Raw genomic sequence first — 23278 nt, 5'->3', positions numbered from 1 at the left:
CGCCGCTCAATTCCTTGTGTCGAAACTGGTGTTCCGGAATGCCGTCGGTGTCAACCCCTGGGGAATTCACCGCCGTCCACGACGAGATTGCTCCCGGTCAGCCAGCTCGCCCGGTCGGACACGAGGAACATCACCGCGTGGGCGATGTCGTCGGGCTGACCATCTCGCCCCAGCGGCACGGTGGTGTTGTCCTGGCCCGGCCCCGGGGCCAGGCGCGCCCACTGCTCCCGCGTTGCTTCGCCGCCGGGGGTGGCGACTCTGCCGGGAGTCACGGTGTTGACCCGGATTCCGAACGGGGCCAGCTCCAGGGCCAGTCCCCGGCTGTAGTTCTCCAGCGCCGCCTTCGCCGCCGTGTAGTGCAGGAACGGAGGTGGCGTGAGGGGGACCGCGGCCGAGGAGACGTGCACGACCACCCCCGAACGCCGTTCCCGCATCCCCGGTGTCAGCAGCGAGTCCAGCCGCACCGAGGCCAGGTAGTTCAGGTCCAGTTGGTCCTGCCACTCCTCGTCGGGGATGGCCGAGGCGTCCTGGTACGGTCGCGCCCCACCCGCGTTGTCGACCAGGATGTCCACCCCGCCGAGCACCTCCTGCGCGGCCGTGGCGAGCGCCTCCGCTCCAGCCCGTGTCCGTACATCGGCCGCCACGAAGGTGGCCCCCTCCGGCACCGTGCTCGTCGCCGACCTGGCGGTCGTGAGCACCTCGGCGCCCGCGTACAGGAGTTGGCGCACGATGGCCGCTCCTATCCCCCGAGAACCACCTGTGACCAGGGCCCGCTTTCCCGCGAGTTCTCGCGTTCCCGAGCCGTTTTCGATCGTGGTCATGCCACCGGTCCCCTCGATCACGAATTCGTCCGCTCGACGTAAGGAGAATCGACGTGCGCAGAGCGCGAATCTTCGGAGAAATCGCGGTGAGCACCTCGTCGAGCTGTTTGACGGTACGTCCGGAAAAGAATGAGAGGCAAAGACGAAATGTCAGCAGGTGCTATAGGGAATTCCTATGGCACCCCGGTCCCTCGTCCGTGACCGGCGCGGCAGCGGCCCTCGCGAAGGTGGAATTCACACCGTCGCTGAGCGAGGTCGCCGCCCCGTGGGGCGGCGCTCCGGTGCCCGGACCGGCCCTGTCAGGTCAAGGAACCCGGGACGCGGGACTGGGAACGCACGGCCACCCGCTGGCTGCGCGACCTGCTGCCGGCCCGCTACGCCGGCTACTCACCGCTCACCCGCCACCACGTCATCCTCGCCCGGCACGCACAGCTCCAGCTCCAGCACGAGATGCGCGCGGTCCGGGTGGCCCTGCAGACCAGCCGGGCCGAGCTGCCCACACCGGGCGTGGCGGAAGCGGTCATCGAGAACACCATCCGGATGTACGCGACGGAGCTGGACCAGCTGGGCCGCCTCGCGCGCGGAGTCCGCCGGTGACGGACGCGCTGATGGGCGACCACCCGTACCCGGTGCAGCGGCGGCTGACGACATCACGGTAGCGAGCCGGGCGAAGTGTGCCTGTCACCCCGGGAGTTCCACTCCGCGGCTCCGGCCGCGTCGTCTTGGTCGGCGAGGCACTCCGCGTAGCGCCTCAGGATGCGCACGTGCCGCTGCACGCCGGGTTCGCCGTAGGAGGCCCTCAGCGAATGCCGGCTGCGGGTGAGGAGGGCGTCGGCCGACTCGGCGGCCGTGCGGCGCCAGAACAGAGCGAGGGACGGCTCTCCGCGGCCGATTTCGATGTCCGCGAGCGCCGCCGCGGCTCGTGGGTCCCCGCGGTCGGCGGTCTCGTGGAACCAGACTTCGGCCTGCTCTGTCCTGCCCGCCTCCAGCAACATGCGGGCGAGCCCGAGGACTGTATCGGACACTCCATGGTCCTGGGCCTCGCCCGGCCAGGGCCGGTACGCGGCTGGGGAGTCCTGCATGAGTGTCCGCGCACGCTCGGCTCCGCGCCGGTACCACCGCAGGGCCTCGCCCGTGTCCCCACGGTTCTTCAGCAGGTGCGCCAGGTTCTCGATGGCCCCGGGGTGACCGACAACGGCCCCCTGCCGGTTCCAGTGCTCTGCCTGGGTGAGGTCCCCGCGTTGTTCCCACAGGTACCCGAGGTTGGCCATGGCCACCGCCTCACCGAGTCCCGCGGCCCGGCGCAACCAGGTCTCGGCCTCGTCCTGCCGGCCCATGGCGGAAAGGGCGACGCCTAGATCCACCATGGCGGACGCATCCCCCAGGGATGCGGCCTCGCGCAACCAGCGCTCCTCCCCCGCGAAATCTCCCGACCCGTGCAAGCAGCGTGCGAGAGCCCACATCGCGGTGTTGTCGCCCAGGTCGATCGCACGGCGGAACCAGCTCGCGCCCTCAGCGTGGTCCCCGCTACGGGTACAGGACCTGCCGAGCCAGTGCATCGCCCGCAGGTCTCCGGCGTCAGCGGCCCTGCGCCATGCTCGCCGTGCCAGTTCGGTCCTGCCCTCGGCGTCCGCGACGAGCCCGATGTCGCTCCCGGCGTACGGCGAGGCGTGCGCCAGGAGCGTGCTCCACGTGCCTTCGTCGTCAAGCATGGGATGCACGATGCTCCGGGCCGCCGAGTAGGAGTGCTGGAGAAGGATGTCGGAGACCTTGAAGCCCTCCACGACACCCGGTGAGGTCGCCGATCTGCGGAGCGCGCTGATCCTTCCCTCGATCGGGTTCTCGGCCCACGCGATCGCACCGGCCAGCCACTGAGCCGACAGCGGGACACGCGCCTGCGCCGACAGCGCCCTCATGGCCAGTGCTTCCAGCACCTCCATCGGCACGACTTCGGGATGACCGCACCGACGGGCGACGACAGCGGCCGTGATGACGGCTTGGCCGTGGCGGTCGCCCGAATCGAGCGTCCAGCGTTCGATCAGCTCCGGGGCGCCCGCCAGGGTCGCGGTGATCCGCTCGTCCTCCGCGCCGCGCAGCGCGACCTCGATACGAGGGTCGATCGCGGCCAGCGCCTGGGCCCGGGTCCGCTCCTCGGCAGAAAGGCTGCTGTCGACGTGGAAGCGCATGGCGCGTTCCGTCGCCTCACCGCGCGGGGACCAGCGCGCCAGCATTTTGATCACCTCACGGGCGTGACGGCGGCCGATCGCGTCCGAGCCCTCGGGAGCGTCGGTCGACGGCTCGGTGGAGTGCAGCAATCTGTCCAACTCCTCGGTGCGGATGGTGGCCGCCATCAGAACGGGGCCGTGCCGACCCGCAACCAACTGCCGTACCGCCGGGGCCGTCAGCGCCTCGTCACCGAAGAAGTTCTGGAACTCGTCGAGCCAGACGACGGACTGCGGCAGACCGACGCCCTCCCGGACCAGGGCGTTGAGCTGCGCACCCGTCTCTATATGGGGCAACCCCCAGAGGGGGACCTCGGCGCACAGCGCCTCGTACAGGCAACGGGTCTTGCCCGCCGCCGCCTCACCCACCAGCACCACGAGCCCGCCGGTCCGGGTGTGTGCCCTGATCCATGCACGGATGTCGGAGTCGATCCGGCGCGGAATGTATTCCGGCAGGCTGCTCGACAACCCCGGATCGGCGTCGCCAGGCAGGGGGATCGCCGTGTGAATGCTCAACGCCATGCGCTCACGGGAGTCGACGACCCGTTGTGCCGGGCCGAGGAGCGCGTTCCGCGCGGCGGAGCGGCGTACGACTCGTTCGACGGGCTCGGCCAGCCGTGTTCCCAGAGCTTCCACGGCCCTTTTCCCGGTGATGGCCGCACACGCGACGAACGCACCCACGGTGGCCGCTGCCCAGGTCGGCCCCGGGGCCCGCCCGGCGGCGAGCACCACCGAGGTCGCTGCCAGTACGGCGCCCGCAGCGACCGCCCCGGCCGCCGTCCACAGGTCGAATCGCCGATCCCCCATAGAGCGAGGATGCCGCACTTGGGGCCCGGCTGTGGCCGGCTCAGGCGAGTGCCGCTCCCAGGGCCACGAATCCGCAGATCAGCACGAACAGGAGGGCGAGCGCGGGGAGACGAAGTCCCCGCGGCAGCCGACGCCAGGGCGTGTGCTCGTCGGCGGGGAGCACTTGCAGGTTGCCCGCCTCGCACAGCGGGTCCAGGAACGCGAACAGCTCCTCGGGTCGCTTGTCCATGTGCGCCGTGGCCTCCAGAACCACCGGGTCGGCGACCGGCACGGCCGTGCCCGCGCCCGGCAGTTGGAAGCACACGACAGCCGTACGCGTCATGCAGGCGCAATGGGTACCGGTGCAGCCCGCCCGCGGCCGCGACGGCACTCAGCCCACCGTCCTCCTGGTGCTCGGGGCCGGGCACGCGCATGACGGTGCCGCCTGTCCGGGGCCCCTCAACTCGCTCTCACCACCAGCCGTTTCCCCCGTCCCCGGTTCCTGCCCCACGGCGGATCCCGTGCTCGCACCGGCCTCGGCGAGCACGTCGCGGATCACGTGGCGGACGTCGCCTGAACATCCCCGGCAGGATGCAGCCGACCCGTCGAACGGGCCGCAAGCAGGAGGGCCTGGCACACGCAACCGTGGGCTGCCCGTCTGCCGACCGGCTGCCTTACGACGGCCGGGGGCGGGTAGGGGGTCAGATTCTCCGGGCGCCGTAGAAGCTGCCGAGGTAGCTCATCTTCTCGTAGCGGACAAAGGCACCGGGCTTCGGAGCGTGCAGCACCATGCCGTTGCCCGCGTAGATGCCGACGTGCAGAAGGTTGTTGAAGAAGACCAGGTCGCCGGGGGCGAGCTCGTTGAAACTGACCGGGCTGCCGTCGTTGATCTGCGTGTACGTGACCCGCGATATGTGGACGTTCACCTGGGCGAAGGCCCACTGGGTCAGACCCGAGCAGTCGTAGGAGTCGGGGCCTTCGTGGCCGGACTGGTACGGCTTGCCGATCTGCGTCGCGGCGGCCTGCAGTGCGGCGTAGCCGCGCCCGGACCCCGGCTTCTCGTGGCCCAGGTCCACGCGCTCGCCGGCGCCGCGGCTGGCGCGGTTGTCGTCCTGCTTGAGCTTGGCGCGCTCGGCGGCGGTGAGGGTGTTCAGGAGCTCCCGCGCCTCGGCGAGCTTGCCCTGGAATGCCTTCTTCCTCTCACCGGCCGTCTTGCGGACGTCCGCGAGGTCGGCGAGCTTGCGGGCGGCCTCGGCACGCTTCTGCGCCAGGGCCCGCTGCTTGGACTGGATGGTCTCAAGGGCCTGCGCCTGCCTGGCGCCCAACTGGTCGACCGCGGACGCCTTGTCGAGGTAGCTGTCCGGGTCGGCGGAGAGGAAGAGCGAAATGGACGGGTCCAGGCCGCCGGAGCGGTACTGGGCGCTGGCGAGCGAACCGATGCCGTTTCGCAGGACGTTGAGCTCGGCCTGCCCGCGGGCCACCTGGTCCTGGAGGGCCGTCACCTCCTTCTGGAGGGCGGTCTGCTTTTCGTTGGCCCCGTTGTACTCCTCGGTGGCCTTCTCCGCCTGGTGGTAGAGCTCGTCGACCTTCGACTTCACCTCGTCCTTGCTCGGCTTGGCAGGCGCGGCGTTGGCGGCCTGGGAGCTGAGGGCGACGGCTGCAGCGGCGGTCGCCGTGAACACGGTGACACGGGCGCGGCTCGGATGCTTGGGACGACGGTGGGACCCCACGGAAGGCAGCTCCTTCTTCCTGAGAGCCGCCGAACTACGCAGACATGGCGGCCCCTTCGCCGACACCCCGAATGGGTGATCCATCGCGCGAAGGTTCGAGACCTGACCTTAGTGACCAAGTTGTGATCGGTTCAAATCCTCGTGAGAAAAATCTGCCTCATGAAGCACAGTTTTTACACACATCGCACACGTGGTACGCGGGGTCAACGGCATTGCTCACTCCGGGGTGTGGCGGGGCACCAGCGCGTGACGACTCGGGAGGCAACACACTGCCACCGCGGGCAGGCCGCGGTCCGCTGGTCAGCAGTGGACGCCGCCTCGCCCGACTTCCCGGGTAGGGTCAGGATCCTTCAACCACTGCGTGATCTGCGGACGGGCAGGGTTGGCGAGAGCGGGGGCCGACGTCTTTCGCCACTGGGCGGGCACAGGGCATCGTGTTGCCCGTGAGCGACATTGCCCTCTACTTCCCGTACGCCAACCTGCCCGGCGACGCGTGGGTCAAGGCCGCGGCCCTGCACTGGCCGCAGCTCGGGCGCATCCTTCCGGTGGGGTACCGGGGCCTGCGGGACTCGGACACGGTCAAGCGGCTTCGGGACGAGCTCGACTTCCTCGTGGAGGTGAGGCCCGACCGGGGACGGATCCGCGGGTCCTGGGTGAGTGGCGACATCTTGACGAGAGTGGACCCGGGCTTCCTCCCGCGAGATCCATGGCCAAGTACCGAGGATCAAATAGACGCGCTGTTCTTCGACTTCCTCAACCGGTACCAGGATGAACTCATCCCGCGGTACGGCGCCCACGCACTCGGGATCGAGCCCCTGGGCACCCGGGACGTGCACGACGAACTCCTGCCGGTCGACAGCCGGTTGGAGGAGGTGCATCCGACGAAGCTCTCCTATGACCTGACGGTACGGCTGGCGGACGCCGGGCTGCTGGTTTCACAGAACTACCAGTGGCGCCGCGCAGACGACGGAAGAGTCCTCGACGTACACACCTTTGCGATGCACCGAAGCCTGGCCCGCGTCTACTTGACGATCCTGGCGGACGTGGTGGCGAGGGAGAACGGGATGACCCCGGTGACCGACCAGGCGCTGAGCTGTGCCGCCACCTCGGGCTGGACGATCGACGCCATGGCGCACGCCCTGCTCGCCGACGAGACCGGGACGACGGCCGAGGGGCGAATCGACGCCCATCGGACGTTCGCCGTGCTGGCCCTGCAGTCCGTCCTCCCCCGCGATATCGCCGAGGTCCCGGTAGAGCGGATCATCGAAGCACGGCGACGCCTGCTGCCGGAGCTGATGCGGTTCCGCGCGTTCCTCGACTCCCTCGCGCCGGACTTCGTCGAGATCAGCGGGGTGCGGGATGCCGAGGTGAGAGCGGCCAGGCTGCGCAACCATGTGGAGAGGAACATCGCGCAACCGATCGAGACGATGGAGCGTGAACTCGGGCGGCTCGGCATGCAACCCGCCCGGGCAGTGCTGAGCCTTCAAACGCTCGTGCCTCCAACGGCGCTGGGTGTACTGGCCAACACCGTGAACCTGCCGTCCGCCGTCACCGGGGCGGGTGTGGTCGCCGGGTGCCTCGTCGGAGCGACGAAGGGCGCACTCGACCAGCGCAGACAGGCCCTCGCGGGCCACCCCGCCGGATATCTGCTGAACCTGCGCCACGAACTGGGCCCCTCGGAGACCGTCGCGCAGATCCGCTCCGCCATGCGACGGGCCGCACCCCGGCGGCGACGCGGACGGCGGGCCGGACTCCGCGGGCGCCTCGGGCGCTGAACACCGAGTGCGCCGTACGGGACGTACGTCGTACGGGACGGTGGTGCGGCCGTTGCGACGCCGTACGGCTGCTGCTCCGCCTCGACGGCGCCGCTATGCCTCTCGGAGGTGCTGCCGCTCGGGGCCCGGTCCGGCGTCCTGCCTGGCGGAGCACGGCGCCCGCCTCGGCGGGCAGGCTGCCGAGCGCGCCGCTCCACGCCCGCGAACGCCTCCCGGAGGGTGTCAGCGGCCATGCGCCCGGACGGGGTGGGCTCGATGAGCACCGCCCGGCGGTCCCCCGGCAGGGCACCACGGGTGATGTGATCAAGCTGGGCCCCTACGAACCGGGCGGCGCCGGCCGGAAGCATCCCACCGTCCTCGTACGCTTGCCCCGTGCCAGCCTCAACCCCTCTGCGACGCGTCGCCGTCCTCGTGCTCGAAGGCGCGAAGCCGCTCGACGTCGGCATTCCCGCGCAGGTGTTCACGACCCGCGCGAGCATGCCGTACGAGGTACGGGTCTGCGGGGCGGAGCCCGGACTCGTGACCGGTGGTGACGGCCTGTCATACGCCGTCGCCCATGGCCTCGACGCGCTCGCGTGGGCCGACCTCGTATTCGTCCCCGGCTACCGCTTCCCGGGCCGCGAGGACCCGCCGAGGGCCGTCCTCGACGCGCTGGTCGCCGCCCACGGCCGGGGCGCGCGGCTCGCCGCGATCTCCACGGGTGCCTTCGCGCTCGCCGCCACGGGCCTGCTCGACGGCAGGCGCGCGACCACGCACTGGCACTACACGCGGGCACTCGCCGAAAAACACCCCCGCGTACGGGTGGACGCGAACGTCCTGTTCGTGGACGAGGGCAGTGTGCTGACCTCCGCCGGTGCCGCCTCCGGAATCGACCTGTGCCTGCACATCCTGCGCGGCGACCTGGGTGTGGCCGCGTCCAACCACGCGGCCCGGCGCCTGGTCGCGGCGCCCTACCGCAGCGGTGGGCAAGCACAGTACGTGCCGCGCAGCGTGCCCGAACCGCTGGGCGAACGGTTCGCCGCCACCCGCGAGTGGGCACTGCACCGCCTCGACGAACCCCTCACCCTGGAGGCGCTGGCCCGGCACGCGGCGGTGTCCGCGCGCACCTTCTCACGGCGCTTCGTCGAGGACACCGGGTACACGCCGATGCAGTGGGTCATGCGCGCCCGTATCGACATGGCCCGTGAGCTGCTGGAGCGTTCGGAGCGGAGTGTGGAGCAGATCGCGACGGATGTGGGACTGGGGACGGGGGCGAATCTGCGGCTGCATTTCCAGCGGGTACTGGGGACGACGCCGACGGAGTACCGGCGGACGTTCGCGCGAGGGGAGTGAACCCCGGGGGCCTCGATACAGGGCACTCGGCGCAGGGCACTCGGCGCCGGGCTGCGGGGCGACTCGCGCCCCTGCCGCAGTGCCCCGGCCCCTTGGCGAGATCCTTTCGAACCATGGCGCTCACGCCTCTGCCGCTCTCGGGCGTCCCACGCGAGTCTGGAGGCGAACCGAAGGGACGGACATCACCCATGACTCGCATCGCCATCAACGGATTCGGCCGCATCGGACGCAACGTGCTGCGCGCGCTGCTCGAACGAGACAGTGATCTGGAGGTCGTCGCCGTGAACGACCTCACCGAGCCCGCCGCCCTCGCGCGGCTGCTCGCCTTCGACTCGACGGCGGGCCGGCTCGGGCGGCCCGTGACCGTGGACGGGGACACGCTCGTCGTCGACGGCCGCCGCATCAAGGTGCTCGCCGAGCGCGACCCGGCCGACCTGCCGTGGGCCGAGCTGGGCGTCGACCTCGTCCTGGAGGCGACGGGCCGCTTCACCTCGGCGAAGGCCGCCCGCGCCCACCTGGACGCGGGAGCGAAGAAGGTCCTGGTCAGCGCGCCGTCGGAGGGCGCCGACGTCACCCTCGCGTTCGGGGTCAACAACGACGCGTACGACCACGAGGCGCACACGATCGTCTCGAACGCCTCCTGCACCACGAACGCGCTCGCGCCGCTGGCCTCGGTGCTCGACGAACTCGCCGGGATCGAGCACGGGTTCATGACGACCGTGCACGCGTACACCCAGGAGCAGAACCTCCAGGACGGCCCGCACCGCGACCCCCGCCGCGCCCGCGCCGCCGGGGTCAACATCGTGCCGACCACGACGGGCGCGGCCAAGGCGATCGGCCACGTCCTGCCGAACCTCGACGGCAAGCTGTCCGGCGACTCGATCCGGGTGCCCGTGCCGGTGGGCTCGATCGTCGAGCTCAACACCACCGTCGAGCGTGACGTGACGCTCGACGACGTGCTGGCCGCCTACCGCGCGGCGGCGCAGGGGCCGCTCGCGGGCGTGCTGGAGTACTCGGAGGACGCGCTGGTGTCCTCCGACATCACGGGCAACCCGGCCTCGTCCATCTTCGACTCGGCCCTCACCCGGGTGGACGGCCGCCATGTCAAGGTGGTCGCCTGGTACGACAACGAGTGGGGTTTCTCCAACCGGGTGATCGACACACTGGAGCTGCTCGCCGGGCGGTGACAGCCGGGCGTCGGGGCGGTCCGAGCCGCGACATCGGGCACGGGCCGCACGTCGCCACCGCCGCGTGCGGGCTGGTCACCCGCCTCACCCAGCTGGAAACCGGCGTCCCACAACGCCGGACACATACCGAGACCGAAAGCTACGCGGGAGACGTCGTCGTCCAAGCGGAGCGGGCAGCGCCCGCACAGCGGATCGCAGGGGCCGGCGTACGACCAGCTCTACGCCGAGGCCCAGCACCGTAGCGTCCACGGCCCGTCCAGCATGGACACAAGGCGGAGCTGAAGCGGGTGCTGGGCGGAGGTTGACGCACGGGTCCCAGACGCGGCGTCACCCCTGGCTCTTCTCCACCTTGTACAGCTTCAGACTCTTGTTCGCGAACAGGAGCACATAGCCGCAGCTCCAGCAGATCAGCCCGGTTGCCGACTCGTTCGCCCAGCCGAGGTTCATGAACTCCGCCCCGGAGCTGTTGAGTTTCACCTCGCGGTCCCGGAAAACATCGCCCTGGCAGAAGCTGCACCTGATCCAGGTGTCCCCTATCGCGGCACGTACAGGCTTGGCCACGGTCCCCGCTCCCCCTGATTTCGCTGAGTGGCGAACCCCCGTTCGCACACCGTTTGGTGATCAGCGTAGTGGACCACCAAGCGGGCTCCGGTACACGTTTTGGACCAGCCGCCGTTCAGGGACGGGCGCCGGGGCCGGACGGCCAAGCGTGCTCATCGAGCCCTTCGGCGGGGGGTGAAGGCGTAGAGGTCGAGGATGTCGGGGCAGGGCGCGATGCCGGGGCCGCCGGCCTGGACCCAGGCGGCGATGTCGTCCGTGGCGTCGGGATCGTTGACCAAACCGAGCCAGACCGGGCGGGCACCGGCGACGCGTGCGGCACGAGAGGGCTGGACGACGATCACGTTGGCCTGTTCGCAGACGTCGAGGCAGGCGGAGACACGTACGGGCGCGTTCTCGGCAAGGCGCTCTCTCTGCTGCGCGTGGTCGACTCCGGGCACCTTCGCGCTCCCGCAGCAGCAGTCCCTGCACACCACGATCCGGCACGGGGCCGAGTCGGCTGGGGTGCGTCCGGCGCCATCTTCTGGTTGCCGCTCCGGCATACCGCTCACGCTCCTCCTCCGGGGAGATCCGCCCCGGCTTCGTCAAGGAGGCGACGACGTGAGTCTCCTGGCTCTCGGGTCGCCGCTCGCCCCGTCCTTCCCGCCCGTGTCCGGGCAGTGGTCTGTTCGGGGTTCGCTCGCCGATCACAGTGGCGGGACCGCGCCGGAATTCCACCGGCTTCCTCGTTCCGCGTCGCCTTGTCGTCGGGCATCGTCGCACGTCGGGCGGCGGCGCGTCACCACCGTCGCGCGGGGGTGGGCGCTCCGGACGCACTGGCGTTCGCCGCCGGAGAGGGCGCGCCAGGACTGGCTGGCCAAGTCATGCGATCGGTGACGGGGTAGGGGATGAAGGTGGTGGTGTTCTGGCCGATCCGCAGGGAGCGCCCGAGGGGGTGGTGCGGCGCTCTGGGGGGCAGTTGAGGCGTTCGCAGGCGCGGCAGCCATGCTGAGGGATTGGCCGTCGAAGGGCCGGTCAGGGTGAAGCCGTCGGAGCAGACGAGCCGATGAGCGCGTGGCGGGTCTCGCAACAGAGGCCGATGACCAACGAGCGGTGACGGCCGTGGCGGCCCGTCAGGTGCGGCTCGGCGCCGGCTCCGGCTCGGAGAAATGCGCTGCCGCGCGGCGAGGGAGCAGCAGCGGTGTTGCCAGCAGGAGCACGCCGGCCAGGCCGATGGCCGTACGTGGGCCGAGCAGGCTGCCCAGTACGCCCCAGACGGCCGTCAGGAGCGCGGTCGTGGCTTTGGTCGTCACCGCCCAGGCGGACAGGGTGCGGGCGACGCGGTCGGTCGCGGTGCGTTCGAGGCGGTAGGTGGCGTGGACGGGGTTGAAGACCCCGCAGCAGAAGATGAGCCCGAGCTCGACGCCGATCACCAGCAGCAGCCCTGCGGTGCCCGAGCCCAGAAAGGCCAGGCCGACGGGCCAGATCGCGCGCAGCGCCCCGACCACGACCAGGACCTGGTGCTGCCCGAACCGGGTGACGAGCGGTCGGGCCAGCCGTGAACCGAGCAGTCCGGCGATTGAGGGCGCGGCGAAGGCGAGGCCGTACTGCCACGGCGCGAAGCCGAGTCGGCCGAGCATCAGGACGGCCAGCAGCGGCTGGACGGCCATCACCAGGCCGTTGAACAAGGCGGTGTTGAAGAGCAGCGGACGCAGTGTCGTGTCGGCGAGGATGTACCGCCAGCCGTCGAGCAGGTCCCCGGCCCGCAGGCGCGGGCCCTCCGGGCGCTCGGGCCGCGGCTCGTGCCCGCCTGTCGCGCGGATGCCCAGCGCCGAGAGCAGGTAGCTGACCGCGTCGGCCACCACCGTCGCCACCGGACCGAGGAGCCCGATCGCGGCGCCGCCCAGCGGCGGTCCGATGATCGTGGTCGTCCAGGCCGTGGACTCGAATCGGGCGTTGGCGACGAGCAGGTCCTCGGCCGGCAGCAGCGTCTTCAGGTATGCGCCGGAGGCGGCGCGGAAGGTGATGTCGGCTGCTGCTACGACGATGGAGACCAGCAGGAGCTGGAGGAAGGTGAGCATGCCGAGCGCGTACGCGGCGGGGATCGTCAGCAGCGCCGCGAACCGCACCAGGTCCATCGCGATCAGCACCGGCCGCTTGCGGCGGAACTCCACCCACGGGCCGAGCGGCACCGCCACGGCCGCGCCCACCGCAGCCCCCACGGAGGAGAGCGCGGCGACCTCGGCCGGTCCGGCGTGCAGCACCTGGATGGCGATCAGCGGGAACGCGCCGAAGGCGAGCCATGTGCCGAGCGCGCTGGTCCCGTACGCTCCCCAGAGCCAGCCGAACCGCCGCCCCAGCCGATGTCCGCGCAGATGTCCCAGCCGGTGCCCGATTCTCATGCCCGCCACCCCTCGTCACTCACCCGCACAACCGATCCGCGATCGGAAGCATCAAAGCGAGCGCCTCAGCCGGGGGTCAAACAACCGCAGGACCGTCGGGCCACAACCAACGGTTGTACCCGTAAGGTGTCGGCATGGACCTCGACACCGTCCGGACCTTCGTCGCCGCCGCTGACGCAAGGCAGTTCCAGGAGGCCGCCGCCGAGCTGGCGGTCACCCAGCAAGCTGTCTCCAAGCGCATCGCCGCGCTGGAGCGCGACCTCGGGGTACGGCTGTTCACCCGCACCGCGCGCGGCGCCGAGCTCACCATCGACGGGCAGGCGTTCCTGCCCCACGCGCGCGAGCTGCTGCGCGTCGCCGATCGCGCGGTCACCTCCGTGCGCCCCGGCCGCCGTCCGCTGCGCGTAGACGTGATCGCCTCGCGCGTCGCGCCGTCAGGTCTGATGCGCGGCTTCCACCACGCGTACCCCGAGATCGAGCTCGACGTGGTGATGCTGTTCGACATCGAGACGGCCATCGCCGCCGTCCGGTCCGGTGCGATCGACGCGTCCTTCCGCGCCCTCGCCGCGCCCGGCCGGCCCCTTCCCGAGGACATCGAGTCCGTCCGGGTGCTCGACGAGCCGCTCCAACTCCTCACCGGCCCCGCCCACGCGCTGGCGGGCGCCCGGTCGGTGCCCCTCGCCCAGCTCGCCGGGCACCGGATCTGGATGCCCGGCCTCGTCCCCGGTACCGAGTGGAGCGCCTACTACGACGACCTCGTCGCCGAGTTCGGCCTCACCATCGAGGCGACCGGCCCCAACTTCGGCTCCGACGCGCTCCTCGACACCATCGCCGACACCCCGGCCCTGGCCACCTTCATGGGTGAGCAGACCCGCCTCGTCTGGCCCGCCGGCCACGGCCTGCGCCGCGTCCCGGTGACCGACCCGACGCCCGTCTACCCGCACTCGCTCCTGTGGCACCGCGACAACCCCCACCCAGCACTGGCCACCCTCCGCGCCCACCTCGCCGCCACAGCGGCCGGCCACGACGCCACCGGGACCTGGGCGCCGGACTGGGTGATTCCGCGCTGAACGCCGCCGCGCGTCTTCGAGCGTCGTGTCCGGATCGACGGACGGTGACGGACGGTTTCGGCGGCGGGGGTGGCCGTCGGCACACCCCGGCTCCCCCCCACCGTGTGCCTCACATGTCGTGGTGTCTTGGCAGTGATCAAGGCTGCGAACTGCCGATCCGGCCCAGAAACCCCGGACAACCGCTGGTGACGGCGGCAGAGTGGAACGGCGTCAACTGCCCGGCCGTGTCCATGGCGGCGTTGACGAAGAGCAGGCCGAGGGTGCGTTGTGACAGCCGGTCGCGCAGTGCCGAGATCTGCTCGGGGCCGGTCAACTCCAGCGACTCGATGGCCAGTTGCCCGCCGGAGGCTTTGGCCAGGTCGTGGAGCCCGTGCGCCGGCTGCCGCGGACCGTACCGATGACGTCCCAGCCGCGACGAAGATACTCGGCAGCGAGCCCGAGGCCGAGGGTCCGTGAGGCCCCGATGATGACGGCGGTCTCGCGGGTGTCGTTCATGTGATTCCATCGGGTCGGTTCCCTGCGGGAGCTGGAACCAGCGGCGGTCAGCCAGTTCCGCCAGCTTCAAGCCGTGGTGACGGGCCAGCGGATCGTCGGCACGCAGTACCGCACCGACCGGATCTCTGCGCAGCTCGCCCTGGCCGCGTGATCCTCGCCCTCGAACCGCATGAGGTCCCGGGGCGAAGGACCACTTATCGGCGCAGGCCGTGAGCGCCGCTCCCCCTGGACCAATCAGCGGGCTTCGTCTCGTCCCACCGACTGAACCCCAACACCCCACAAACTCCCATCGGCGCATACCAGGCCGAGTACATCCCGCCCGCGGACAGCCGGACAGCCCTTCGGGAAAGCCGCGGGCCACCCACACCGTCTCCTCCGGCAGACCCTCATGGCCTCAGGACGCAACGACACCCTCACCCCCACCCCAAACGCCACGTCGGCCTGCCCCACCAAGGCGGTGGAACAGACCGACGTTACGTCGCGAAGGGCATTCGCCAAGGGTGCCCGGTACGGCCGCCCCTGCGGCGTTCTGGCGACGGGGGTAGGGCTAGAAGCCCTTCACCGCCCAGTCCTGGACGTCAGGAGTGGGGCTGCCCTGGGTCCACAGGGTCAGCCAGACGCCGTTGCCCAGGGAGTTGCCCTTCGGCGTGATGGCCTTGCCGTAGGCGTTGACGGCGCTGCCGTCCGCCGACGGGGCGAACCGCTGGACGTCGCTTGAGGGATTGCACGTCCACAGTGTCAGCAGCGCGCCGTTGGTGTTCGCGCCGTTGGCCTCGGGGGTGATGCACTTGCCGCTGGCCTTGTGGACGATCAGACCGTTCTCGTACTTCCACCGCTGGGCATCCGATCCCGTGCAGCTCCACACGGTGATCGGGGTGCCGTTGGCGGTCGCGTTGCCCTGAGGCGTCGCGCAGACGGAGCCCGCCTGGTGGAAGTTGGTGAGCCAGCTCCATCCGTCGACGGGCTTGCCGGCGTCGGGCTCGACGTTGAACACCACCCGGCGCGGCCCGCTGGAGTCCACCAGCGCCTCGTTGGCGCCCCAGAGCCGCTTGGCGAGGGGGTCCCAGGAGAGGCCCTGGGTCAGCTGCGGTGCCTGGGTGAGGACGTGCGGCGCCTCGCCGGGCTTGGCCACGTGGATGCAGGAGTAGAGCTCGGTGCCACCCGGCCAGTACGTCGGGCAGGTACCGCTCATGTAGTAGTTGGTGCCGTCCGTGGCCGTGCCCTGGATGCCCCACACGGGAGAGGTGTAGCCCGTGGTCTCCGAGGCGACCGTGGTGGGAGTGCCGGCACCGAGGGCCGACAGCGGCCAGCGGACGATGCGGGCGCCGGCGCCGTTCCTGTTCTCCACCGACACCAGGGCCGGCGTCGCGCCGGAGCGGTCGACGCTCAGGCTGCTCAGGCACAGCTCGTCGCGGACGGCCGGGCCGCAGGCGCGGGGGCTGTTGTTGACGTATGCCGTGGAGATGTTGTCGACCGCGGCGGTACTGACGGTGCTGTAGCGGGCGACGAGCGGCATCGCCCAGAGGTGGAAACGAGCGGAGGTCTTGCCCGCAGCCAGACGGGTGAGGGCACTCGTGGTGTCGTTCATGCGCCAGATACGCGTCAGATCGAAGACCTGCAGTTCCGCGCCGTTGGCGACGAACAGCCTGTTGCCGTACCAGGCGACACCGTCCGAGTGTGACGGATACTCAAGCGGCTTGAAGTTGCCGTTGACCGGCTCCACGAGCGCGATGTGCCCGTACTTGACCTGGCCACCGGTCGACTCTGCGATCGAGACCCTCGCGTAGTCCTCGACGGTCGTCGGAGTGCGACCCGAGACATACGTGCCGTGGTACCAGGAGGTGGCCGTCAGGGAGCGGCCCGCGTACAGTCCGTCGGCGGTGGCGGCATGCGAACCGGCGAAGCCCTGTGGCATCCAACCACCCGCGTCATCCGCGTAGTTGGACCTGTCGTCCTCATCGTCCCAACAGAACCCGTCGGGCTTGAGAGCGCCGTTCAGCCCGGTGGCGTGACAGAGGCCCGGGCGTCCCGTACGGGTGCCCAGGACGTCGGTGACGGACGCCTTGGCGACTCCGGCGGCCTCGGCGGAGGTGATGAGGTTGGTCTTGTCCCCGTCCACGCGCGTGAGTTTGAAGTTCGCGGTGAACGGGTCCAGGCCGGAGGCGGCCTGGGCGGACTGGACGGGAAGCAGTACGGAGGCGGCTACGGCCACCCCCAGTGCGAGCTGGGCAAGGCGACTTCTTCGTCCGAACATGAGTTTCATTCGGCCAGGGTAACTGCCGTCGACTTGCCATGATCATCTCCTTCACATGGTCTTCACGCAGGTCAGGACCGCGGGCCGGGCGTCGGTACCGAAACGAAAGTCAGGTCGGCGGCAGGCCGGACCAGCGCATCTCCGCCCCTGGGCCGGCCCTGCTCGATCGCCTGCGCGCTTGAGCCCGGCCGCAGTTCATGGACCGCACACCTGGACCTGCTCCGTCTGATACCCGGGGGCATCAGGGCGACGGTCACCGCCCAGCAGCTGCGCGCACGCGCATGGCCGGGCGATTGATCACGACGACGGCGTGCCGTCCCCGGAGGCCGCGCCATGACTGCACGCCAGGCCCGCATCCCCGTGCCCGGCGACCCCGGCGCTGTCACCTCACCCCCGGCCGGATCCGCACCCAGGTCGCCGCCTGGGCCGTGCACTTGGAGCGGGATCAGCGTGCCGCGATCAAGCTCGTTGCCTACCAGCTCGTCACCAACGCCGGCGTCCACGTCGGCGGGTTGATCACTGTCGGCCTCGATCGCGAGCCGCCTCCCTGTGCGCCCGCGGGATACGGTTGGTCCCGCGGGCGCCGGCGAGTATGTCGGCCAAGCCGGCCGCCTCCCTCACAGCCGACGGCCCCGCCGTCAAGCCGCGCGTCCCGAGGCCAGCACCCGGCCGGCCGCATCGCTCAATGTGGGGTAGTCGGTGTAGCCGGTCGGCCCACCCACGTACATCGTGTACTTGTCCCGCACCGCGTTCAGGGGCGCGCCGGTCCGCAGGCGCTCGACCAGGTCGGGATTGGCGAGGAACGCGCGACCCAGCGCGATCACATCGGCACCCGCCGCCAGCAGGCGTTCTCCGGCTCGCCGCCCGCCGTCTGCGGGCATGGGGGCGGGCCAGCCGAGGTTCGGGTTGGCCATCAGCGTGCCGGGCCAGCTGTTGCGGATCCGGGTGAAGAGCGGCTCCTCCGGATCGGCCAACTCCAGGTGCAGATACGCCAGGCCGGCATCCGCCAGAGCCTCGATGAGCTCGTCGTAGATGCGCGCGGTGTCGCCTTCCTCGATCCCGTTGACGGTGTTCGCCGGGGAGATCCGAAGCCCCGTCCGTTCGGGGCCGATCGCGTCGGCCACGGCCCTGGTCACCTCCACCGCGAAGCGGATGCGGCGCGACACCGGCCCGCCGTAGGCATCACTGCGCTGATTGGTGTTCTCGGCCATGAACTGGTGCAGAAGCATCCCGTTGGCAGCGTGCACCTCGACCCCCTCGAAGCCCGCTTCGACCGCGTTGCGGGCTGCCTGGGCGAAGTCGGCGACGGTGGCGTGGATGTCCTCGACGGTCATGGCACGGGGCACCACGGAAGGCCGCCGTCCAGCGGGCGTGTGGATCGTCTCCGGGAGCGCTATGGGCGAGGGGGCCTGCGGCACCAATCCGCTGTTGTCCGGGTGCCCCACCCGGCCACCGTGCTGGAGCTGGAGGAACATCGCTCCCCCTTCGGCGCGCACCGCGTCGGTGACCTGCCGCCATCCAGCTATCTGTGCCGCGCTGTGGATTCCGGGGATGTTGGGGTAGGTCTGCCCCGCGGCGTTCGGCGTGGTGCCCTCCGCGATGATCAGCCCGGCCGAGGCGCGCTGGGCGTACTGCGTGGCCATCAGGGCCCCTGGAACACCGTCGGCATCCGCCCGGTTCCGGGTCAGCGGCGCCATGACCAGGCGGTTGGGCAGGTGCAGCGGGCCGAGGTGGGCGGGGGTGAAGAGGCTGGAGTTGACTGTTGTGTGCGTCATGACCGTACGGTAGAAGTTGACACCGGTGTCAGGTTCAAGGGGTCGGGGTGATCCCGTCGCGGGCAGGGGGAAAGATGCGGGTCGGAGAACTGGCCGAACGGACGGGCGTGAGCGAACGCTCGTTGCGCTACTACGAGAAGCAGGGCCTGCTGACCGCCGAGCGGACTCCCGGCGGCCACCGTCAGTTCGGCGAGTGGGCGGTCGACCGGGTCATCCGCATTCAGGCCCTGTACGCCGCGGGCCTCAACAGCACCAAGATAGCGGCGCTGTTGCCCTGCATGCGCGACGCGGACGGTGGTCCCTCCGCGCTGGCGACGGAACGGCTGGTCGCCGAACTCGCGCAGGAGCGCCGGCGGATCGACCAGCTCATCGTCGATCTGCTGCGCTCCCGCGACGTCCTGGACGAGGTGATGGAACTCGCCGCAGAGCCACGTCACGCCGCGGCCGCGCAGTAGGAGCCGACACACGTCCGCTGGGCCACCCGTCCCCTCCCTCTCCGGATGCGCGACGAGGCCCTGCCGCACATCGAGGGCGCCGCGCCCGCGACGTGGACCACGAAAACTTCCCAACCATGCAGTCCCCCCACGGGCCGCGCCCGGGTCGGTGGCCCACGAGATGGCCAGGAACCGGCAACAGACTCCCCCTTGGGTGGAGCATTCGATATCGAACGACAACTGCCCTTGTCGCGTGCATGCCTCACCGGATGGAATCACGACAGCCACCCAGTCCCGCGCTGCCCCCCGATGGGGAGCATCCATGCGCAGACCCGTTCCCGGACGAGTGCCGCCACCGCGGCGTTCGGGGCCACCGCCCTGGCGACCGCTGCGGCGCTCGCCGTCCCGCTGACCGGGTGCGCCACCGCCGCACCCACCGCGACCCCGCACACCAGCGCCGTTCCGGCGATCACCGGGCACACCCTGGCCCGGACATGACCACTCCGCCCGGCAGGTACGGCTGCCTGGGGTACGGCTCTCCTTCGGTGGCGTCCCCGCTCAGTGCGCAATCGCAGGGGGCGCGGGTCCTGATGCGGGACCACTACCGAGCAGGTGCTGGCGCGGCATCGCCCACCAAACCGGCCTCCACCCTCCTGTCGGCTCCCGGCCCGCGCCGGTGGGGAGTCTGATGTCACGTGCGAATCATGATTGTTGCTCTCTGGTGGTGCCTGCTTTCACCGTGTAGCGTCACTGTCAGATGTCGTGGTTCGCAGTACCTGCCCGCGCTCCGGTGCGGGCGCCTTGCTGTGCAGTGCGGGACCAGGGCGATCACCTCCGGGCCCGCGTGGTGCGGACCCGATATCAACTGAGAGGCACGCGCAATGGCCAGCGGAACTGTGAAGTGGTTCAACTCGGAAAAGGGCTTCGGCTTCATCGCCCAGGACGGCGGCGGCCCGGACGTCTTCGCCCACTACTCCAACATCAACTCCTCCGGCTTCCGTGAGCTCCAGGAAGGCCAGGCCGTGACCTTCGACATCACGCAGGGCCAGAAGGGCCCGCAGGCGGAGAACATCACCACCGCCTGACCGATACTCAGCGCCACGGAGGGCCTCGGAGCCACACCTGCTCCGTGGCCCTCCGTGGTGGGGTCCGCTCCCACCGCGTCAGGGCAGAGTTCTTCGATCGCAAAACGTCGTCGGGTCGGAACCTCGCGTTCCTCATTGATCGGGTGTTGAGCAACACACTGTGTGAGTACGGCTCCTGCGGCCTGCCCGATGGCGGCGACCACGTGTGCTGACCGCGCCCGGGCGGACTGTATCCGTCGACTTGGCTCAAAGACGCCTTCGCGTCACGGTGCACGCCATCGGCCGCACGTCCGTGCACGGTTCGCTGCCGCTGGTTGGCCAGCACATCAAGATCCGCCTGAAGAACCCCGCCGCCGGTCAGCGGCAGTGAACTTCATCCCCGAGGTCGGCGACATCGCACAGCGCGGAGTCGACGCGCTGACCTACCAGTGGCAGCTCGACGAGCAGGCCCGCATCAACCACGGAATCCAGGAGCAGAACGGCAAGGTCTTCGTCGACCGGGAGGGCCGGCTCAAGCCGCCGGCCCCGCTCCTGCCGGACGGGCAGAAGCTGAAGCGGTCCCCGAAGACCCTCAGCGCCGAGAGCTCCACCTGCTCCGTCTTCGTGGACAAGCAGCAGGCGGTGTACGCCACCGACGACGTGACCGGTGTCGGCACCGATCCGGTCGCCGTGCGGCGCGGCGCCCTGGCGCGGACGGGCAATCCGCAGAAGGCCGCCATCGGGGGCGACGCCCGTATCGCGGACAAGGGCGGTGTCGCGGTCAGCGTCTGCACGTACCAGGGCAGGCGCCAGAAGTTCATGGCCCTGGTTGACCTCGCATCGGAACATGTGGTGCCGAAGCCGACCGCCGACAGCGCTGGAGGAGTTCCCGCGCGCCCATGTGCCAAAGGCCATGGAGGCGAAGGGCTCCCGGAAGTGACTTCTGCTCCCACCGGCTCGTCAAGGCCGTCCTGACCTTGCAGCTCGCTGTCCCCGCATGAGGCTGGGACGGCGCAGCCAAGCGTCGGCAAGGCCGACTCAACCGCATCAAGAGAGAGCGCTGACCACGGCAGGCGTCAGAGTCGCCCGGTGACCGACGATCTTCACCAAAGTCATCCACCAGCGGTTCGGCACGAGTGCCCCGCCCCCGTGACCAGCAACTTCACCACGCACAGCGCTCAATAGGGCACTGTGCGGGACGCGGCAGGTGCCTGGTGATCGCGCAGCGGGCCCCGTTGACCTTGACACGGTGACAGGGCTTTCACTGCTTGCCAAGGAGGTGGTCCGATGACGATCACGAGACAGGACACGGATGCGTTCCGAGCGCTCCAGGGGCTGGAGGACGGCCGCTCGTCCGTGCGACTGCAAGCTGCTCTGGCAGTCGGCACGACGCCTGACCCGCGCTTCGTCGACAAGCTCGTCGAACGATGCGCGGTCGAGCCCGAGTTCTTCGTCCGCGACACGCTGACCTGGGCGCTCACACGCCACCCGGTATCCCTGACGATCCCCGAGCTGATCCGTGCGGTCCGCTCCGAGCATCCGCAGGCACGAAGCCAGGCGCTGCACACGCTGTCCAAGATCGGAGACCGGCAGGCATGGCCGGCGATCACACGGGCACTGTTGTCCGACGCCGACGACGAAGTGGCGCGGAGCGCCTGGCGGGCCGCGGTCGTGCTCGTGCCGGAAGGCGAGGAGTCCGCGTTGGCCGCGGTGTTGGCGACGCAGCTCGGGCGCGGTGAGCGGGAGACGCAGCTGAGTCTCAGCCGGGCGCTGGTCGCGCTGGGTGAAGCGATGGTGCCGGCTCTGCGTGCTGCGACGACGGGCCCTGACCCACGCGTGCGCGCGCACGCGCTCGCCACACAACGGCTGCTGCGCGACCCGGACGCCGGATTCGAGTTCGCGATCGAGGAGGCGAAGCGCGTCGTGGCCCTCGACGGGTCGGCCAGGAGGGACGATGGGACGTGTTGATCGGTGAGGTGGCGCGGCGGTGCGGGGTCAGTGCCCGCATGCTCAGGCATTACGAGTCGCTCGGTCTGGTGCGGCCTTCGGGTCGTACGGGCTCCGGCTATCGGGAGTACTCCGGCGAGGACATCCGGCGGATCTTCCATATCGAGAGCCTGCGGTCGCTGGGGCTGTCGCTGCGTGAGATCGGGCGCGCACTCGACGACCCCGGCTTCGCGCCCTCGGCGCTCGTCGGGGACCTCATCCGTCAGACGCGCGAACGCATCGCGGCGGAGACCGAGCTGCTCACGCGGCTGTGCCGGATCGATGCCGCGGACCCCGGCGGCTGGGAGGACGTCCTCCAGGTCGTTGCGCTCCTCCAGGCGCTGGGGTCGAACAGCGCCGACACGCGCCAGCGCGCGGCCCTTTCCTCGGGCAACGAGGTTCCGGTGCCGGTGGAGGCCCTGGTCGAGGCGGCACTGAGCGAAACGGAGCCGAACGTCGCCGGAGCCCTTCGATGGGCGCTGGCCCGGTCGGGCGACGACGGCGGCTCGGCACTGCTGGCGCAGGGCCTCGGCTCACCGGTGGCCGCGGTGCGGGAACGTGCTGTTCAGGCCCTCGCCGAGCTGCCCGGTGGTGAGGCCACCGGGCAGCTGCGGGACGCTCTCACGAACTCCGACGCCGTGGTACGCGGGTATGCGGCTCTGGCGCTCGGGACACGTGGAATGGCCGATGCGGTCCCGACGCTCATCGACATGATCGTGGAAGGAAAGAACGACACCGATGCAGCCGATGCACTGAGCGTGCTGGCGAGCGACACCGCGACGGCGGATCAGATCGCGACCAGGCTCGTCGACCGCCTCGCCCACGACACCACTGAAGCGCCTGCACGCGGACGGCTGACCCAGTCGCTGGCGGGCATCCCTGGGACGACTGCGTCACGTGCCCTCGTGGAGTTGTCGCACGACGAGGACCGTGCCGTCGCGCTGACCGCGACGTACCTTCTTCAGCTACGCGACGGGCGGTGACGGATCACTCCTGGGGCGTCGCTGACGCGGCCCGCGGGGCGGAAGGTCCCGGACGTATCACCGTCCGCCGGAGGGGGACTGCGGACCTCCTGGCCCGGTCTCCGCAGCGCTGCCGCGACATCGCAGCGTGGGTCGCCTCGACGGCGGCGCAGTCGTCAGGTGCTCTCTTCCGGGGCGGGGCACGGGCAGGCCGAGCCCGTGTGTTGTTGGTTTCCCGGGCCGGGCGGCTCGCCGCTCAGCGGGTCCGTGCCGTGCGCGAGAACACTTCGGCAGCGCTGATCGGGAGCAGCGGCCAATCATCCCGCGCCTTCCACGGCGGCCCGACCATGTGGGACAGCCCAACTGGCCGGAGAGCTCACCTTGTTCAGAATCGATATCCCGGTTGTTCAGAATCGGTATCCCGGCCGGGACCGTGCGTATCGAGC

Annotated in this window: 20 protein-coding genes, 2 pseudogenes and 1 riboswitch; of the genes and pseudogenes, 11 read left to right on the top strand and 11 right to left on the bottom strand. The window is 70.4% G+C overall.

Annotated elements, in window-relative coordinates; translation table 11 throughout:
- Positions 1 to 50: 50 nt before the first annotated feature.
- Positions 51 to 821 carry an oxidoreductase gene (locus tag ACFWA7_RS06775; protein WP_385821441.1) on the bottom strand — a complete coding sequence of 257 codons (771 nt, stop codon included), beginning with the start codon at positions 819 to 821 and terminating at the stop codon, positions 51 to 53.
- Positions 822 to 1106: 285 nt separating this feature from the next.
- On the opposite strand from ACFWA7_RS06775, the pseudogene ACFWA7_RS06770 reads away from it, so the two are divergent.
- A pseudogene (locus tag ACFWA7_RS06770) lies at positions 1107 to 1418 on the top strand (hypothetical protein); the annotation flags it as partial.
- 53 nt (positions 1419 to 1471) lie between these two features.
- On the opposite strand, the gene ACFWA7_RS06765 reads toward ACFWA7_RS06770, so the two are convergent.
- The 3 genes from ACFWA7_RS06765 to ACFWA7_RS06755 all read right to left on the bottom strand — a co-directional run bounded on the left by ACFWA7_RS06765 (position 1472) and on the right by ACFWA7_RS06755 (position 5559).
- The gene (locus tag ACFWA7_RS06765) at positions 1472 to 3850 is read right to left on the bottom strand and encodes a tetratricopeptide repeat protein (RefSeq protein ID WP_385821439.1); all 2379 of its coding nucleotides are present in this window, start codon (positions 3848 to 3850) and stop codon (positions 1472 to 1474) included.
- Between the two features lie 40 nt (positions 3851 to 3890).
- On the bottom strand, positions 3891 to 4172 hold the full coding sequence (locus tag ACFWA7_RS06760; protein WP_385821437.1) for a hypothetical protein: 282 nt from the start codon (positions 4170 to 4172) through the stop codon (positions 3891 to 3893).
- Positions 4173 to 4530: 358 nt separating this feature from the next.
- The gene (locus ACFWA7_RS06755) at positions 4531 to 5559 is read right to left on the bottom strand and encodes an NlpC/P60 family protein (protein WP_385542086.1); all 1029 of its coding nucleotides are present in this window, start codon (positions 5557 to 5559) and stop codon (positions 4531 to 4533) included.
- 443 nt (positions 5560 to 6002) lie between these two features.
- Between ACFWA7_RS06755 and ACFWA7_RS06750 the strand changes: the two genes are divergently transcribed.
- The 3 genes from ACFWA7_RS06750 to gap all read left to right on the top strand — a co-directional run bounded on the left by ACFWA7_RS06750 (position 6003) and on the right by gap (position 9853).
- Positions 6003 to 7334: a DUF6236 family protein gene (locus tag ACFWA7_RS06750; protein WP_385821435.1), complete on the top strand. Its 1332-nt coding sequence runs from the start codon at positions 6003 to 6005 to the stop codon at positions 7332 to 7334.
- Positions 7335 to 7706: 372 nt separating this feature from the next.
- On the top strand, positions 7707 to 8666 hold the full coding sequence (locus ACFWA7_RS06745; RefSeq protein WP_385542082.1) for a GlxA family transcriptional regulator: 960 nt from the start codon (positions 7707 to 7709) through the stop codon (positions 8664 to 8666).
- Positions 8667 to 8854: 188 nt separating this feature from the next.
- On the top strand, positions 8855 to 9853 hold the full coding sequence (gap, locus tag ACFWA7_RS06740; RefSeq protein WP_371656551.1) for a type I glyceraldehyde-3-phosphate dehydrogenase: 999 nt from the start codon (positions 8855 to 8857) through the stop codon (positions 9851 to 9853).
- 327 nt (positions 9854 to 10180) lie between these two features.
- Here the strand turns inward: gap and ACFWA7_RS06735 are convergent, their stop codons facing one another.
- The 3 genes from ACFWA7_RS06735 to ACFWA7_RS06725 all read right to left on the bottom strand — a co-directional run bounded on the left by ACFWA7_RS06735 (position 10181) and on the right by ACFWA7_RS06725 (position 12792).
- Positions 10181 to 10414 (bottom strand): hypothetical protein, encoded by a 234-nt coding sequence (locus ACFWA7_RS06735; RefSeq protein ID WP_385542079.1) that lies wholly within the window; start codon positions 10412 to 10414, stop codon positions 10181 to 10183.
- A 152-nt stretch (positions 10415 to 10566) separates the two neighbouring features.
- The gene (locus ACFWA7_RS06730) at positions 10567 to 10953 is read right to left on the bottom strand and encodes a (2Fe-2S) ferredoxin domain-containing protein (protein WP_385542120.1); all 387 of its coding nucleotides are present in this window, start codon (positions 10951 to 10953) and stop codon (positions 10567 to 10569) included.
- A 39-nt stretch (positions 10954 to 10992) separates the two neighbouring features.
- A riboswitch (cobalamin riboswitch) is annotated at positions 10993 to 11192 on the bottom strand.
- 331 nt (positions 11193 to 11523) lie between these two features.
- On the bottom strand, positions 11524 to 12792 hold the full coding sequence (locus ACFWA7_RS06725; RefSeq protein ID WP_385821433.1) for an MFS transporter: 1269 nt from the start codon (positions 12790 to 12792) through the stop codon (positions 11524 to 11526).
- Positions 12793 to 12926: 134 nt separating this feature from the next.
- On the opposite strand from ACFWA7_RS06725, the gene ACFWA7_RS06720 reads away from it, so the two are divergent.
- Positions 12927 to 13862, top strand: a complete 936-nt coding sequence (locus ACFWA7_RS06720; RefSeq protein ID WP_385542075.1) for a LysR family transcriptional regulator — start codon at positions 12927 to 12929, stop codon at positions 13860 to 13862.
- A gap of 136 nt (positions 13863 to 13998) precedes the next feature.
- On the opposite strand, the gene ACFWA7_RS06715 is transcribed toward ACFWA7_RS06720, so the two are convergent.
- From ACFWA7_RS06715 to ACFWA7_RS06700, 4 genes and pseudogenes are all read right to left on the bottom strand, one after another.
- Positions 13999 to 14175, bottom strand: coding sequence for a hypothetical protein (locus ACFWA7_RS06715; RefSeq protein WP_385542124.1), 177 nt, complete (start codon positions 14173 to 14175; stop codon positions 13999 to 14001).
- Positions 14176 to 14364: 189 nt separating this feature from the next.
- A pseudogene (locus tag ACFWA7_RS06710) lies at positions 14365 to 14490 on the bottom strand (LysR family transcriptional regulator); the annotation flags it as partial.
- Positions 14491 to 14904: 414 nt separating this feature from the next.
- A complete protein-coding gene (locus tag ACFWA7_RS06705) occupies positions 14905 to 16620 on the bottom strand; it encodes an RICIN domain-containing protein (RefSeq protein ID WP_385821431.1) in 1716 nt (571 codons plus the stop codon).
- A 629-nt stretch (positions 16621 to 17249) separates the two neighbouring features.
- Positions 17250 to 18386, bottom strand: a complete 1137-nt coding sequence (locus ACFWA7_RS06700) for an alkene reductase (protein ID WP_385821429.1) — start codon at positions 18384 to 18386, stop codon at positions 17250 to 17252.
- Positions 18387 to 18460: 74 nt separating this feature from the next.
- On the opposite strand from ACFWA7_RS06700, the gene ACFWA7_RS06695 reads away from it, so the two are divergent.
- The 6 genes from ACFWA7_RS06695 to ACFWA7_RS06670 all read left to right on the top strand — a co-directional run bounded on the left by ACFWA7_RS06695 (position 18461) and on the right by ACFWA7_RS06670 (position 22853).
- Positions 18461 to 18841, top strand: a complete 381-nt coding sequence (locus ACFWA7_RS06695) for a MerR family transcriptional regulator (RefSeq protein WP_385542067.1) — start codon at positions 18461 to 18463, stop codon at positions 18839 to 18841.
- A gap of 288 nt (positions 18842 to 19129) precedes the next feature.
- On the top strand, positions 19130 to 19318 hold the full coding sequence (locus ACFWA7_RS06690; RefSeq protein ID WP_385542065.1) for a hypothetical protein: 189 nt from the start codon (positions 19130 to 19132) through the stop codon (positions 19316 to 19318).
- Positions 19319 to 19701: 383 nt separating this feature from the next.
- Complete coding sequence (locus ACFWA7_RS06685) at positions 19702 to 19905, top strand: cold-shock protein (RefSeq protein WP_032791721.1); 204 nt, start codon at positions 19702 to 19704, stop codon at positions 19903 to 19905.
- A gap of 366 nt (positions 19906 to 20271) precedes the next feature.
- Positions 20272 to 20859: a hypothetical protein gene (locus ACFWA7_RS06680; RefSeq protein WP_385821426.1), complete on the top strand. Its 588-nt coding sequence runs from the start codon at positions 20272 to 20274 to the stop codon at positions 20857 to 20859.
- A gap of 312 nt (positions 20860 to 21171) precedes the next feature.
- Complete coding sequence (locus ACFWA7_RS06675; RefSeq protein ID WP_385821424.1) at positions 21172 to 21852, top strand: HEAT repeat domain-containing protein; 681 nt, start codon at positions 21172 to 21174, stop codon at positions 21850 to 21852.
- On the top strand, positions 21846 to 22853 hold the full coding sequence (locus ACFWA7_RS06670) for a MerR family transcriptional regulator (protein WP_385821422.1): 1008 nt from the start codon (positions 21846 to 21848) through the stop codon (positions 22851 to 22853). Before ACFWA7_RS06675 ends, ACFWA7_RS06670 begins: the two co-directional genes overlap by 7 nt.
- Positions 22854 to 23278: the final 425 nt, after the last annotated feature.

The organism is Streptomyces sp. NPDC059994 (genome assembly GCF_042737755.1).
Classification (GTDB): Bacteria; Actinomycetota; Actinomycetes; order Streptomycetales; family Streptomycetaceae; genus Streptomyces.
Note: the sequence above shows the minus strand (reverse complement) of the source record. Positions and strands in the feature narration are given on the sequence as shown.

Excerpts from the sequence above, each read along its gene's own strand:
- ACFWA7_RS06775 (WP_385821441.1), bottom strand. The coding sequence starts at position 821 with ATGACCACGATCGAAAACGGCTCGGGAACGCGAGAACTCGCGGGAAAG.
- ACFWA7_RS06765 (WP_385821439.1), bottom strand. The coding sequence starts at position 3,850 with ATGGGGGATCGGCGATTCGACCTGTGGACGGCGGCCGGGGCGGTCGCT.
- ACFWA7_RS06760 (WP_385821437.1), bottom strand. The coding sequence starts at position 4,172 with ATGACGCGTACGGCTGTCGTGTGCTTCCAACTGCCGGGCGCGGGCACG.
- gap (WP_371656551.1), top strand. The coding sequence starts at position 8,855 with ATGACTCGCATCGCCATCAACGGATTCGGCCGCATCGGACGCAACGTG.
- ACFWA7_RS06730 (WP_385542120.1), bottom strand. The coding sequence starts at position 10,953 with ATGCCGGAGCGGCAACCAGAAGATGGCGCCGGACGCACCCCAGCCGAC.
- ACFWA7_RS06725 (WP_385821433.1), bottom strand. The coding sequence starts at position 12,792 with ATGAGAATCGGGCACCGGCTGGGACATCTGCGCGGACATCGGCTGGGG.
- ACFWA7_RS06720 (WP_385542075.1), top strand. The coding sequence starts at position 12,927 with ATGGACCTCGACACCGTCCGGACCTTCGTCGCCGCCGCTGACGCAAGG.
- ACFWA7_RS06705 (WP_385821431.1), bottom strand. The coding sequence starts at position 16,620 with ATGAAACTCATGTTCGGACGAAGAAGTCGCCTTGCCCAGCTCGCACTG.
- ACFWA7_RS06700 (WP_385821429.1), bottom strand. The coding sequence starts at position 18,386 with ATGACGCACACAACAGTCAACTCCAGCCTCTTCACCCCCGCCCACCTC.
- ACFWA7_RS06695 (WP_385542067.1), top strand. The coding sequence starts at position 18,461 with ATGCGGGTCGGAGAACTGGCCGAACGGACGGGCGTGAGCGAACGCTCG.
- ACFWA7_RS06690 (WP_385542065.1), top strand. The coding sequence starts at position 19,130 with ATGGGGAGCATCCATGCGCAGACCCGTTCCCGGACGAGTGCCGCCACC.
- ACFWA7_RS06685 (WP_032791721.1), top strand. The coding sequence starts at position 19,702 with ATGGCCAGCGGAACTGTGAAGTGGTTCAACTCGGAAAAGGGCTTCGGC.
- ACFWA7_RS06675 (WP_385821424.1), top strand. The coding sequence starts at position 21,172 with ATGACGATCACGAGACAGGACACGGATGCGTTCCGAGCGCTCCAGGGG.